Origin of the sequence: Pseudoxanthomonas indica, assembly GCF_900167565.1 — a bacterium.
GTDB classification, from domain to species: Bacteria; Pseudomonadota; Gammaproteobacteria; order Xanthomonadales; family Xanthomonadaceae; genus Pseudoxanthomonas_A; species Pseudoxanthomonas_A indica.
This window is the reverse complement of record NZ_FUZV01000001.1, coordinates 2,208,708-2,222,444: the sequence shown is the minus strand read 5'-3', so window position 1 is coordinate 2,222,444 and position 13,737 is coordinate 2,208,708. Positions and strand designations below refer to the sequence as shown.

Below are 13,737 nucleotides of genomic sequence, written 5' to 3'. Positions count from 1 at the left end.
CCTAGACCCCAAATGCGTCATCGGTTGCGGCCGCACGCGGCCGCCAGTAAATCCTGCAACTTGTCCGCCAACTGCCGGCGTTCGGCCGGTCCGAGGAAGCTGCCCACCTCGACCTGCCTGCCACTGGAAGCCAGCGAAATCCTTTCACCTCCCGCCTCGATGCGCAGGCGCACCCAGTAGGGATGGGCTCGGAACACCGGACCGGCACCCGGGTCGCGACTGACTTCCACGACCTCCGGACCGATGGTGATGTCCTCACCCCGCTCACCGCTGCGCCAAAGCCAACGCAGCGACGCGGCCACCATGGCGGTGTGCAGCAGGGCGAAGGCCGGTGCGAAGGCGTTGCCAGCCAGCCAGCCCAGCAGGGCCACCAGCCACATCGCCCCCGCCAGCGCGGCGAACAAGGCCACGAACTGACGGGCCGTCAATGCCCGTGGAGGCCGCAGCCTAAGCCGCGCGCCGTCCAGGTCCGGCAATGACGGAAGCACTTCGATCATGCTGCCAACCGCGCAACGAGGCCGCGGAAAACCCGCAAATGTTATCCGCCACCACACTTTGCGGCAAGTTTCATTGATCGGACGCAAGCCGCAAAAAGCGCGGGACGGACCGGCAAACGCCGTGGCGCCGCGCGTTCCACGGTACCCGGGCACGCCCCGGGCGTCCTAAACTAGCGGACTTTCTTTTTGGTTCCGCGGTCACATGTCCACACCCCAGTCCGCTTCCACGCCCGCCGCTGCGGTGGCCGGCCGCCTGATCTCGCCGGAGTTGCCGCCGGTCCCGGCCCCCCTGCGCGCCGCCATCACCGCCGCCTGGCTGCGCGATGAGAGCGAACACGTGCACGAATTGCTGGCGCAGGCCCGGCTGCCGGCCGAGGAACAGGCCCGCGCCCAGCTGCTGGCCGAGGACCTGGTCAAGCGGGTCCGCGCCCGCGCACAGAACCAGGGCGCGATCGAAGCCTTCATGCGCCAGTACGACCTGGGCAGCGAGGAAGGCGTGCTGCTGATGTGCGTGGCCGAGGCCCTGCTGCGCATCCCGGATCAGGAAACCGCCGACAAGCTGATCCGCGACAAGCTCGGCGACGCCGATTGGGAAAAGCATCTGGGCCAGAGCGACTCGGTGCTGGTCAATGCCTCCACCTGGGGCCTGATGCTGACCGGCAAGCTGGTCAATCTGAACGACCTGACCCGCCACGACGTACCCGGTGCGTTCAAGCGCCTGGTCGGTCGCGTGGGTGAGCCGGTCATCCGCCTGGCCGTGCGCCAGGCGATGCGCATCATGGGCCACCAGTTCGTGATGGGCCGGACCATCGACGAGGCGCTGACGCGCTCGCGCAAGGGCGACAACGCCAACTACCGCTATTCTTTCGACATGCTGGGCGAAGGCGCGCTGACGGCCAAGGACGCGGCGCGCTACCTGGAGGCGTACCGCCAGGCCATCCATGCGATTGGCCGCAGCGGTCCTTTCAGCGACGTGTTCGCCGCGCCCAGCATCTCGATCAAGCTCTCGGCCCTGCATCCGCGCTACGAGCACGCCAAGCGCGCGCGGGTGATGCGCGAGCTGGCGCCGGGCATCCTGGAGCTGGCGCAGCTGGCCAAGTCCTACGGCATCGGCTTCACCATCGACGCCGAGGAAGCCGACCGCCTGGAACTGTCGCTGGACCTGATCGAGGCGACTTTCTCCGACGCCTCGCTGGCCGGCTGGGAAGGCTATGGCCTGGCCGTGCAGGCATACCAGAAGCGCACGCCGTACGTGATCGACTTCCTCGCCGATCTGGCGCGGCGGGTCGGCCGGCGCATGCCGGTGCGCCTGGTCAAGGGCGCGTACTGGGACGCCGAGGTCAAGCGCGCGCAGATCGACGGACACCCGGGCTATCCGGTGTTCACCCGCAAGCCCAACACCGACGTGTCGTACCTGGCCAATGCACGCCGCATGTTCGAGCACGGCGACGCGCTGTATCCGATGTTCGCCACCCACAACGCGCAGACCATCGCCGCGATCCGTTCGATTGCGCAGGGCCGTCCGTACGAGCACCAGAAGCTGCACGGCATGGGCGATGACCTGTACGCCGAAGTGGTGCCGCTGGATCGCCTGGACCTGCCCTGCCGCGTCTACGCGCCGGTGGGTTCGCATGAAGATTTGCTGCCCTATCTGGTGCGCCGCCTGCTCGAGAACGGCGCCAACTCCAGCTTCGTCAACCGCATCACCGACGAGGACGTGGCCATCGCCGATCTAATCCGCGATCCGGTCGAAACCGTGTCCGCGTTCGAGACCATTCCGCATCCGCGCATCCCGCTGCCGGTGGATCTGTTCCGCCAGCCGGTGTCGCCTTCCATTTCGACTTCTGACAGGAACAATTCCATGGGCGCCAATCTCGCCAATGACAATGACCTGCGCGTGCTGGCCGAACAGGTCAACGCCGCCGTCAAGCCGTGGCGCGCGGCGCCGCTGGTGCCGGGCGCGGTCATCGCCAGCGCCGCGCAGGACGTGAGCAACCCGGCCGACCGTCGCCAGATCGTGGGTCAATGGCAACCGGCCGACAGCGCCGTGGTCGACAAGGCGCTGCAGAACGCGGTCAACGCGCAACCGGCCTGGGACCGCACGCCGGCCGCCAGCCGGGCGGCGATCCTGGAGCATGCGGCGACGCTGCTGGAGCAGCGCATGCCCGAGTACATCGCCCTGTGCGTGAAGGAGGCCGGCAAGACCCTGCCCGACGGCGTGGCCGAAGTGCGCGAGGCGGTCGACTTCCTGCGCTACTACGCCGCGCAGGCGCGCGCGCAGTTTGGCGCGGCGGAGAAGCTGCCCGGTCCCACCGGTGAATCCAACGAACTGCAATTGCACGGGCGCGGCGTATTCGTCTGCATCAGCCCGTGGAATTTCCCGTTGGCGATTTTCCTCGGCCAGGTCAGCGCCGCGCTGGCCGCGGGCAACAGCGTGATCGCCAAGCCTGCCGAGCAGACCAACCTGATTGGCCACGCCGCCGTGAAGCTGCTGCACGAAGCCGGCATTCCCGAAGGCGTGCTGCAGTTCCTGCCCGGCGACGGCGCCACCGTCGGCGCCGCCCTGACCCGCGACCCGCGCGTGGCCGGCGTGGCCTTTACCGGTTCCACCGACACCGCGCGTGCGATCAACCGTGCGCTGGCCGCCCGCGATGCTGCCATCGGCGTGCTGATTGCCGAAACCGGTGGCCAGAATGCCTTCATCGCCGACTCCTCGGCGCTGCCGGAGCAGCTGGTCAAGGATGCGATTGGCTCGGCCTTCACTTCGGCCGGACAGCGTTGTTCGGCCGCGCGCGTGCTGTTCGTGCAGGACGACATCGCCGACAAGGTCATGACCATGCTGGCCGGTGCGATGGACGAGCTGGTCATCGGCGACCCGGGCCTGCTGTCCACCGATGTGGGCCCGGTGATCGACGCCGATGCGCTGAAGATGCTGGAAGACCACGCCGCGCGCATGGCCAGCGAGGCACGCCTGATCAAGCAGGCGCCGATCGGCGAGGCCGCTGCACATGGCACCTTCTTCGCCCCGCGCGCGTGGGAGCTGAAGTCGCTGGATCAGCTGCAGAAGGAAATCTTCGGACCGGCCCTGCATGTGGTGCGCTGGAAGGCCGACCAGCTGGATCAGGTGATCGACGCGATCAACGCCACCGGCTACGGCCTGACCCTGGGCGTGCATTCGCGCATCGATGAGACCGTGGATCGCATCGCCGCGCGGGTGAAGGTGGGCAATGTCTACGTCAACCGCAACCAGATTGGCGCGGTGGTCGGGGTGCAGCCCTTCGGTGGTCAGGGCCTGTCCGGCACCGGTCCCAAGGCCGGCGGCCCGCACTATCTGCCGCGCTTTGCCACCGAGAAGACGGTGACCGTCAACACCACCGCGGCCGGTGGCAATGCTTCGTTGCTGACCCTGGGCGAGTAAGCCGCGCGCCGGGGCCGGTCCTGCCGCGCCGGCCCGGCGTAACGCCTTCCGGCCACGAGCCGCGCGTGGGAGAGACGCGCGGGCCTCAAGCTGGAAGGTCTGCGGCCGATATCCCGGATTCGGGAACCGCCAAGGGGGAAACCGCGGCCCATGAGCGCCTCGGTACTGCTGACGCTGCTGAGTGATTGCCTGCTGGCCGTCGTGCTGTTCGTACTGTTCTGGTACGTGGCGCGGCTGTCGCGGCAGGTACAGGGGATCCTGACCTGGGGCAGCGCGCATCTGGTCTACACGCTGGGGGCGACGATCTTCGACGCCGGCACCAGCATGGCCGAAGAAAGCGGACTGCCCGCCGCCGCCCGCGCCACCGCACACATCGGCTCGATCATCCTGTGCCTGGGCATGGCCGGGCTGGGCTGGGCGATCGTGTTGTTCGTGCGCCGGCGCCCGCTGCATCGCGCCGAGTTCGCGATCATTTTCCTGGCCGGGGCCATCCCGCTGGCGACCTGGCTGCTGGGCGGCAACTGGAACGCGCAGAGCGTGGCGTTGAACCTGGTGGAGCTGCTGGTGCTGGTGTGGATGTGCTGGCATCTGCGCGATCTGCATGAAGATCCCTACCGCTTGCCCGCACGGATGATGATGGTCGGCTGCGTGCTGCTGGCGATCCTTTACGGCAGCGTGATACCCGGCTGGTCGCTGAGCCAGTTCGGTTTCGACGAAATCTGGGTCAACGTGGACCTGTCGATCTGGTTCATGCTCAATTTCTGCATGCTGATGCTCAGCAGTTTCCGCGCCGCCGAATCGCTCAAGCTCAGTGCGATGTTCGATCCGCTCACCGGTGCGCTCAACCGGCGCGGCCTGAATGCCGAACTGGCCACCTTGCCGGAGCGCCGCGAAGCGGGCCTGAGCGTGATCGCCATCGATCTGGATCACTTCAAGGCCATCAACGATTTCCACGGCCACGACACCGGCGATCGCGTGCTGCAGCGCTTCAGCGATCTGGTGCGCGCCAACCTGCGTGATGACGCACTATTTGCGCGCATGGGCGGCGAAGAATTCGCCATCGTGATCACCGAGGGCGGGATGGAAGCGGCGCGGCGCCTGGCCGAGCGCGTGCGCGCGCTGGTGCAGAAGATGGAGTTCACCCCCAGCAGCGGCCGGCCGGTGCGGGTCACTGTCAGCCTGGGCGTGGCCACGCGCCGCGACCCGGAGCAGACCTTCGCCGATTTGATGCGCAGTGCCGACGAGGCGCTGTACGCGGCCAAGCATGCAGGCCGCAACCGGGTCGCGTTATTCGACTGACATTGGCCCGGCCGGCGACTTCCGTCACGGTCTGCGCGCCCTCACGACGCTAGGTTTAGCCGGATTCCGCCGCATTCTGCGTTTGAATGCTGACATGGAGCTCCTGGCCAAGGCATGCCGGCACGATGACGACCGATTTCTACCACCTGCTGCTGACTGACTGCGCGTTGGCGGGTGTCCTGCTGGGCCTGTTCTTCTACGTCTCGCGGGTTTCGCGCGGCGTGCGTGGCATCGCGACCTGGGGCGTGGCCCATTTCATCTATTCGCTGGGCGCGGCGATGCTCGACGGCACCGCGCAGACGCTGGCGCGCGAAGGCGAGTCGGTGTTCGCCTCGGCGGTGGCCAATGCCGGCGGAATGCTGGCCTGTGCCGGTCTGGCCGGGCTGGCGTGGTCGGTCATCCAGTTCGTGCAGCAGCGCACGCTGACCCTGGCCGAGCAGATGCTGCTGCCGCTCGCCTGCGGCCTGTCGATGCTGGGCTGGTGGTCCGATGCGGCCAATGACGCCCAGGGCGCGGCCATGAGCGCCGTGGAAGTGGTGGTGCTGCTGATCATGCTCTGGCAGCTGCGCAACCTGCGCGCGCGCCCGGATCATGTGCCGGCGCGGCTGATGATGCTGGCCTGCGTGGCGCTGCTGTGGCTGTACGGCCGCGACCTGCTGCAGGCGCTGACCGGTCGCTATGGCCCCAATCCCTCCTGGGTCAACGCGGATCTGTCGATCTGGTTCATGCTCAACTTCTGCATGTTGATGCTGGCCAGCTTCCGCGCGGCCGAAGCGCTGCGCCAGAGCGCGCTGGTCGACCCGCTCACCGGCGCGCTCAACCGCCGGGGGCTGGACAGCGAGCTGCAGGCGCAGGACGTGCCGGTGGCCAATGACAGCGGGCTGGCGGTGATTGCGCTGGATCTGGATCACTTCAAGGCGGTCAATGACGTGCACGGCCACGACACCGGCGATCAGGTGCTGCAGCGATTCTCCGACGTGGTGCGCAGCTGCATCCGTGGCGACGACCTGTTCGTCCGCTTGGGTGGCGAGGAGTTCATGCTGGTGCTGCGCAATACCACCCCGGAACTGGCGCAGCGGTTGGCCGAACGCATCCGTCAGCAGGTGATGGCGCTGGAGTTCCAGGGCGACCCGCAGTTCCGCGTCACCGTCAGCCTGGGCATCGCATTCACCCGGCGCCGGCATGCGATCTTCGGCGATCTGATTCGCCTGGCCGATGAGGCGCTATACGTGGCCAAGAACAAGGGCCGCAACCGGGTGGAGATCCAGCTGGACGAAGTCGGGATGGCGACGGCGGGGTAAGTCGTCGCCGTCAGCGGCGCAGCCGAAGCAAGAAAAAACCCCGCCGGAGCGGGGTTTTTTGTTGTTGCCTGTACCGCGTGCGATCAGAACTTGTAGTTGATCGAAGCGCCCAGCACGTCGCCGGTGACATCGTACGAACCCGACAGCGTGCTGCCGGTGGCCGAAACCTGGTCGATGGTCGGGTCGGTGGTGAACAGGTGGGTATAGCCGAAGCTGTACTCAGCCTTTTCCGACGGCGCCCAGCTCAGGCCGACCGACAGCCACTTGCGGCTGGTGTCCGGCACGCGCACGTCGCGGTGTTCGGCCGTGGTCGGGGTCTGGTCATATGCCACACCGCCGCGCAGGGTCAGCGTGTCGCTGAGCTTGTAGTCCGCGCCCAGCGAGGTGAACGAGGTATCGCGGTAGTTGAACGGCAGCACGTTGTTGGGCTGGTTCGACGAGAAGTCCACGGTCACTGAATCAAACGACGGCTTCCAGAACGTGCGCGAGTAATCGAACATGATGCTCAGGTTGTCGTTGACCTTGCGGGTGAAGCTCAACGTGGCCGAAGCCGGCAGTTCGATCTCGGCCTTGCCGCCGGTGTTGACGAACAGGCCGCGCGCCGCGAGCACCGCCAGACCACCGGTGGCCTGTGCGTTGGTGGCGGTGAAGGTGGCCTTGCCGTTGTCGATTTCGTGCTTGACCTTGGAGCGGTAGCTCAGGCCCATGTGGGTGTTTTCGTTGAAGCTCAGCAGCGTGCCGACGGTGTAGCCCCAGTCATTGCTGCTGCCTTCCAGCTGCGAGTAGACATCGGCATTACCCGGCGCGAAGCCGAGCGGGCCGCCACCCTGCGAAAACATCACGGTGCCCAGGTCGACCGCGTTGCTCAGGTCGACTTCCAGGCGCTCGACGAACACCTGCGCGCCGAACGACACATACGGGTTGACGTCGTAGGACAGCGACAGGCCCAGGTCGGCGGTCTTCAGGTCGGTCTTGACGCCGTGGTAGCGGCCGACCCAGTCGCGGTCGTATTCGGTCTTGAAGCCGAACGGCACGGTCAGCGAGGCGCCCAGGTGGGCCTTCTCGCCCAGCGGGGTATGGAAGTACATGGCCGGGACCGCGGCGATGGTGCCGGCGTCGCCGCCGTTGCCGCCGCTGATCGGGAAGCCGGTGCCCGGGCCGGTCGGACCGACCAGGCGGCCGCCGCCATCAAACTTGGCCGAGAAGCTGATCAGGCTGACGTCGCCCTGGAACTGGGTGCCTTCCAAGTGGCGCATGGCGGCCGGGTTGGTGGCGATGACCGAGGCGTCGCCCGGGGCGCTGCCCGAACCGGCGAACGCGCGGCCGAGACCCTTGGCGCTGTTTTCCTTCAGCTGGAACGCGGCGCCGTGCGCCTGGCCAAAGGCCAACACGCCGGCAATACCAAAGGCCAGCGCGGAAATACGGGCAAAACTGTTGACGGAATGCATGTTGGCTCTGTCTCCGGAGGACGTAGGAACAAAAATAGGGTCGCTGGATCGACCGGCGTTGTGTCCGCCGGTTCGTCCGCCGGAAGCCCCTCCCGACATACGACGCCGTATGCAGTATAGACACTATTGCTAATGGAAAGCTAACAATTAGGACCCGTAAGTACCTTGTTTTTCCTGAATAGGGCGCTCGCCGCCCTGTTCATTGGCCGGGTTAAAGTGAGTCCGAATGTTCGTCTCCCTGCCCTCCCGATCCAAACCCTCCCTGCGCTGGGCGACCCCGCTGCTGCTGCTGACGCTGTGGCTGGTATTCCTGTGGGTAGTGCTGAAACCAGAACCGGAGCGCTCGGCCCTGTTGCAGGGTTGGGGCGCGCTGTCGGGCGGCATGACCTCGCTGCCGGCCTGGCTGGCCGATTTGCAGGACGGCACCGTGCTGCGCCTGTTCACCGCCATGTTCCTGCACGCGGACTGGGCGCATCTGCTCGGCAACCTGGTGTTCCTGCTGATCTTCGGCTTCCCGTCCGAGCGGGCGATGGGGCCGTGGCGGTTCCTGTTGCTGTTCCTGCTGGGCGGCGCGGTGGCCAACCTGGCGGCGGTGCTCAGCATTGGCACGCCGGATCGGGTCGTGATCGGCGCCAGCGGCGCGGTGTCGGCGGTGATTGGCGCCTATCTGGCCTTGTTCCCCAGCGCCAAGCTGGGCGTGGTGCTGCCGTTGGGGCTGTTCCTGGAATTCGTCAAGGCGCCGGCCTCGTTGCTGATTGGCATCTGGGCGTTGCTGCAGGTGGTGTTTGCCTATACGGGTCCGGCGTTTGGCGCGGTGGCGTGGTCGGCGCATATCGCCGGCTTTCTGTTCGGGGTGATCTTTGCGCTGTTCGTGCGCGCGGCGATTGCGCGGCGCATGCGCAAACGCCAGGGCTACTGACGATGGCCGGCCTATAATCCGCGCATGGCCAAGAAGCTTTACAAGATCACCTTCCTCAACCACACCAAGGTCTACGAGTTGTACGCGCGACAGGTGGCGGCGAGCAGCCTGTGGGGCTTCACCGAAGTGGGCGAACTGGTGTTCGACGTCCACGACGGCGTGGTGATCGACCCCACCGAAGAACGCCTGCGCGATGAGTTCGGCGCCACCCAGGTGCTGCACCTGCCGATGCAGAGCATCGTGCGCATCGAAGAAGTGGAGCGCAAAGGCCAGTCGGCCATTCGCGATGCAGCCACCGGCGAGAAAGTGGTCACGCCGTTTCCGCTGCCGGCCAAGCCGCGCTGAGTCGAACTGAGTTGCCGTGCGTCACGACACGGCATCGCATGAGTCGGGCTGAGCGATGCCAACTTCTGCGGCTTGTCACTGGCGCATCAGCAGAGGATACGGATTGATCGCGGTGCCTTCCCACCAGCGCCGCTCCGGTCCCAGTTCAAAGATGGCGAAGTGCAGGTGCGGTGCCTCGGCGCTGGCATTGCCGGTACTGCCGACGTAACCGATGACCTGGCCGCGCTTGATGGCCTGCTTCTCCGCCAGCCCGTCGGCGTAGCGCTGCAGGTGCGCGTAGTAGTACGCGTACTTGCCGCTCGGCTCGAACTGGTAAATCGTGATGCCGCCACGCTCGCTGTAGAACAGCTTTTCGATCTGACCATCGGCCACGGCCAGCACCGGCGTTCCCGCTGTGGCCATGATGTCGATGGCGTCATGCAGGCGGCCCTGGCTGCGCGCGTCGGTGAAGGTGTCGGCCAAGTCGGAGGCAGACTTGCCCTGCACGGGTATCAGCAAACCGGCGTTGTCCAGCGGTGGTGGGGTGTCGTTGCCAGCACCTGCCTGTGTCGCCACTGGTGCAGGCGGAGACACGGGCTGCGTCGCGGGCCGCGTGATGACGTCGGCGGGCCGCTCGGTCACGGTTCGAGGCACTACGGTGCGTGCTGACGACGGCGTGCTTGCATCGATGGCACCCATTGCATCCGACTTGGAAGCGGCGTTGTCGATGCCGTCCTGAACGGAGACCCCGCTGCTGCGCAAGTTGCCCAGGTAGGGATAGAGCAGCGCGCCCAGACCCAGCTCCAGTATCAAGGCCAACAGGTATCTCATCGGTTACTCCTGCATCAGCACAGGCACCGAGCTGTCCACCGCGGCGGCGACGCGTTCGACATCCCAGTTGGTCAGGCGCACGCAGCCATGTGACTGCGCCTTGCCGACGCTGGCTGGCGTGGCTGTGCCGTGCAGGCCGTAATGCGGCTTGGACAAATCAATCCAGCGCGTACCGACGGGGTTGTTGGGACCCGCTGCCAGTTGGGTTTTGGCGTGCGATGGCTCCGCATCCCAGAACAGCTTGGGGTTGTAGTGGAAGGTCGGATCCACCACGGTCGCCCGGATTTTCCAGGCACCGATGGGCAGCGGATCGTGTTCGCTGCCGGACGATACCGGGAACTGCGCGATCGCTTTGTCCGCTGCGTCCAGCAAGGTCAGTGTCGAATCCGACTTGTCCACCACCAGCTTGGCGGCCTTGGCCGGCGCGGCGATGTCGGCGACGTTGGGTACCTGCAAGGTACTGCCGACCTGGCTGAAATCCACGCCGGGATTCAGTTGCCTGAGCAAGGCCGGGCTGGCGTGGAACCGCTCGCCCAGTGCTTCTTCGAGGGATTCGTAGCCCAGAGCCTGCAGTTTGCCCTGTTCCATCACATCGTCAGGCAACGACGCATAGCGCTGGTTTACGTCGGCCGCCGTCAGCGTGTAAGTCGCGACGGCCGGCGCGCCGTCGGCATTGAGTGCGGCCCAGGTGGGCGTGTCCAGCTCACCGGTGACTTCCAGGCCCCGGGTTTGCTGGAAGCCGCGTAGCGCGCGGCGCTGGTTGGAGCCGGCGCGGCCGTCGATCTCGCCGGGCGAGAAGTTCGCGCGGTCCAGCAACACCTGCGCGCGCAGCAGTCCGGCTACTTCGGTCGTGGATGTGGGCAGGTTGGCGACTTCGGCCAGGGCGGTGTCATCGGCCTGCGCAGGCAGGCTCGCGAGGACCGGAGTCAGCAAGAGCAACAAGGGGAAAGTGCGATAGGGCGACATGGTCATCCTGGATCATGGGCATGGCTTATGAGTGCCTACCGCTCGTCTTTGCGCCGTGAAGGGTGCGCGCCGACAGGCGCTGCCCCTACACTGCTGCCTCTACGGTACGGGGAGGTGCCGATGTCCACGCCACAACTGTCCGTGTATTTCTTCCTGCAGGCCGCGGTGATCATCCTCGTGTGCCGCTGGGTGGGAAGGCTGGCGCAGAAACTCGGACAACCGCAGGTGGTGGGCGAGATGATCGCCGGCGTCACCTTGGGCCCGTCCCTGCTCGGCCTGCTGTGGCCGCAGGGGCAGGCCATGCTGTTTCCCCGCGAGAGCCTGGACATGTTGTACGTCGGCGGTCAGGTCGGGGTCGGTCTGTACATGTTCCTGGTCGGCACGGAATTCCGCGCCGACCAGTTCCGCGCGCGTTATCGCAGCGCGATGGCGGTGTCGTGGGCCGGCATTGCGGCGCCGTTCCTGCTGGCCTTCGCCCTGGCCCCCTGGTTGCAGGATGTGCCTGGCCTGTTTTCCGAGAAGACGCGATTCTTCGAAGTCGCCCTGTTCCTGGGCGCGGCGATAGCCATCACCGCATTCCCGATGCTGGCGCGGATCATCCAGGAACGTGGCCTGGCGGGCACGTCGCTGGGCACGCTGGCGCTGACCGCCGGCGCGATGGACGATGCCGCGGCCTGGTGCATCCTGGCCGTGGTGCTGGCCAGTTTTGGCGGCAGTTGGGGCCAGGCCTGGCTGGCCATCGGCGGTGGCCTGGCCTATCTGCTGGTGATGTTCCTGTTCGTGCGTCGCTGGCTGGCGCGATTGGGCGATCAGCTGCCGGAGGATGGCAGCCTGCCTGCCAGCACGCTATCCACGATCCTGGCGTTGTTCTTCCTGTGCGCCTGGGCGATGGATGCAATCGGCATCCACGCGGTGTTTGGCGGTTTCATCCTCGGCGCCTGCCTGCCGCGTGGCGCGCTCAGTGAGCGTCTGCGCGAGCGCCTGCAGCCGCTGGTGGTGGTGTTCCTGCTGCCGCTGTTCTTCACCTATTCCGGTCTGAAGACACAGCTGTCGGTCTTTCTGGACCCGGCCATGTTGCTGCCCGCCATCGCGATCCTGCTGGCGTCCTTCGGCGGCAAGGCGGTGGCGTGTTGGGCGGCGGCGCGGCTGGCCGGCGAACCGCCGCGCGACGCGATGGCCATCGGCGCGCTGATGAACGCGCGCGGGCTGATGGAGCTCATCCTCATCAACATCGGCTTGCAGGCCAAGGTCATTGAACCCGGCCTGTTCTCGATCCTGGTGATCATGGCGATCCTGACCACCTTGATGGCCACACCATTGTTCAACTTCATCATGCGCGGCCGGCCGCTGGTGGCGGCCGCGCCGGATGGACAGGCGCCGATGCCCTAGCGGCTGGAGACGGTCTTGGCGGTGCTCTTCTTCAATTCGGCCAGCGCCGCCGCGATCGGCTTTTCCCCATCGAGCACGTCGCCGGGCGTGTAACCGTCCTTGCCTTCGTCATCGCCACGCAGGTGGCCCGGTAACGTGGCTTCGCTGAAGTCCAGGATCTCCGGCTCGCTGTCCTTCGTCTCCGGTTTCAAATCCACGTCGGGCACGATGCCGCGCGCCTGGATCGATTTGCCGCTGGGCGTGTAGTAACGCGCGGTGGTGAGCTTGACCGAATCGCCATTGTCCAGCGGCAGCACGGTCTGCACCGAGCCCTTGCCGAAGGTGCGGCTGCCGACCACGCGGGCGCGGTTGTTGTCGCGCAGGGCGCCGGCCAGCACTTCCGATGCGCTGGCCGAGCCGGCATCCACCAGCACCACCACCGGCGCGCCGTCGAGCAGATCGCCGGGGGTGGCGTCGAAGCGCGAATCGCTCATGGCGATGCGGCCGCGGGTGGAGACGATGTTGCCCTTGTCCAGCAGATCGTCGGCCACCTGCACCGCCGCCAGCAACAGGCCACCCGGATTGCTGCGCAGATCGATCACCAGCCCGCGCAATTTTCCCTTGCCCTGCAGTTCGGCCACCTTCTTCTGGAAATCCGCGGCGGTATCGGTCTGGAACGCGCTGATGCGGATATACCCGTAGCCCGGTTCGAGCAGACGGCTGCGCACGCTGGCGATGCGGATCACATCGCGCACCACGGTCACATCGAACGGCTTGAGGGTGCCATCGCGCACCAGCGTCAACACCACCTTGGTGCCCGGCTTGCCGCGCAACGGCTCCATGCCGTCGGTCTTGCCGATCGGCTTGCCATCGATCGCCACGATCAGATCGCCGGCCTTGATGCCCGCCTTCGCCGCCGGCGTGTCGTCGATCGGCGAGACCACCAGCAAGGTGTTGTCCGGCTGCTGCAACAGGTCCACGCCGATGCCTTCGTAGGCGCCGGTGGACTGCTCGTCGAAAGCGGCCGCGTCTTCCTTGTCGAAGTAGGTGCTGTGCGGATCCAGGTCCAGCAGCAATCCGCGGATCGCCGACTGCATCAGCTTGCGGTCTTCCACCGGTTCGACGTACGCATCCTTGACTGCGTTGTAGACCGCCACATAGCGCCGGATTTCGTCCAGCGGCACGTTGGAAGGCGCCGTCTCGGCCGCATCGGGATCATCACTGGAACCCACCGCAGGTGGCTCGACCGGCGGTGCGGCCTGCTCCTGGGCATGCAGGGAGCCGCCGGCCAGGGCGAACAGGAGGGCGAGGGGCAGAACGCGACGCATGGGAACTCCGGGGGACAAGACTATCCATGGGACTACGC

Annotated in this window: 10 protein-coding genes and 1 pseudogene; 6 read left to right on the top strand and 5 right to left on the bottom strand. The window is 66.5% G+C overall.

The features are described from left to right. Positions 1-17: 17 nt before the first annotated feature. Positions 18-497 (bottom strand): DUF2244 domain-containing protein, encoded by a 480-nt coding sequence (locus B5X78_RS10185; protein ID WP_079724277.1) that lies wholly within the window; start codon positions 495-497, stop codon positions 18-20. 202 nt (positions 498-699) lie between these two features. Between B5X78_RS10185 and putA the strand changes: the two genes are divergently transcribed. The 3 genes from putA (at position 700) to B5X78_RS10170 (ending at position 6,515) form a co-directional block, all read left to right on the top strand. Beyond that, complete coding sequence (putA, locus tag B5X78_RS10180; protein WP_079724276.1) at positions 700-3,915, top strand: bifunctional proline dehydrogenase/L-glutamate gamma-semialdehyde dehydrogenase PutA; 3,216 nt, start codon at positions 700-702, stop codon at positions 3,913-3,915. A gap of 150 nt (positions 3,916-4,065) precedes the next feature. Further along, positions 4,066-5,214, top strand: coding sequence for a GGDEF domain-containing protein (locus B5X78_RS10175; RefSeq protein WP_079724275.1), 1,149 nt, complete (start codon positions 4,066-4,068; stop codon positions 5,212-5,214). Between the two features lie 125 nt (positions 5,215-5,339). Continuing rightward, a complete protein-coding gene (locus B5X78_RS10170) occupies positions 5,340-6,515 on the top strand; it encodes a GGDEF domain-containing protein (RefSeq protein WP_176140821.1) in 1,176 nt (391 codons plus the stop codon). Between the two features lie 83 nt (positions 6,516-6,598). Here the strand turns inward: B5X78_RS10170 and B5X78_RS10165 are convergent, their stop codons facing one another. Further along, positions 6,599-7,963, bottom strand: a complete 1,365-nt coding sequence (locus tag B5X78_RS10165; protein WP_079724273.1) for an outer membrane protein transport protein — start codon at positions 7,961-7,963, stop codon at positions 6,599-6,601. Positions 7,964-8,189: 226 nt separating this feature from the next. Between B5X78_RS10165 and B5X78_RS10160 the strand changes: the two genes are divergently transcribed. After that, positions 8,190-8,882 (top strand): rhomboid family intramembrane serine protease, encoded by a 693-nt coding sequence (locus tag B5X78_RS10160; protein WP_079724272.1) that lies wholly within the window; start codon positions 8,190-8,192, stop codon positions 8,880-8,882. Between the two features lie 24 nt (positions 8,883-8,906). After that, positions 8,907-9,227, top strand: coding sequence for a DUF1820 family protein (locus B5X78_RS10155; protein WP_079724271.1), 321 nt, complete (start codon positions 8,907-8,909; stop codon positions 9,225-9,227). Between the two features lie 75 nt (positions 9,228-9,302). Here the strand turns inward: B5X78_RS10155 and B5X78_RS10150 are convergent, their stop codons facing one another. Continuing rightward, positions 9,303-9,905 carry a M23 family metallopeptidase gene (locus B5X78_RS10150; protein ID WP_425478719.1) on the bottom strand — a complete coding sequence of 201 codons (603 nt, stop codon included), beginning with the start codon at positions 9,903-9,905 and terminating at the stop codon, positions 9,303-9,305. 135 nt (positions 9,906-10,040) lie between these two features. Then, positions 10,041-11,003, bottom strand: a complete 963-nt coding sequence (locus B5X78_RS10145; protein ID WP_139381487.1) for a L,D-transpeptidase family protein — start codon at positions 11,001-11,003, stop codon at positions 10,041-10,043. 120 nt (positions 11,004-11,123) lie between these two features. Between B5X78_RS10145 and B5X78_RS10140 the strand changes: the two genes are divergently transcribed. Next, the gene (locus B5X78_RS10140) at positions 11,124-12,392 is read left to right on the top strand and encodes a cation:proton antiporter (protein ID WP_079724268.1); all 1,269 of its coding nucleotides are present in this window, start codon (positions 11,124-11,126) and stop codon (positions 12,390-12,392) included. Here the strand turns inward: B5X78_RS10140 and B5X78_RS10135 are convergent. After that, positions 12,392-13,699, bottom strand: a pseudogene (locus B5X78_RS10135) (S41 family peptidase); the annotation flags it as partial. The gene B5X78_RS10140 and the pseudogene B5X78_RS10135 sit on opposite strands and share 1 nt — an antisense overlap. Positions 13,700-13,737 lie beyond the last annotated feature (38 nt).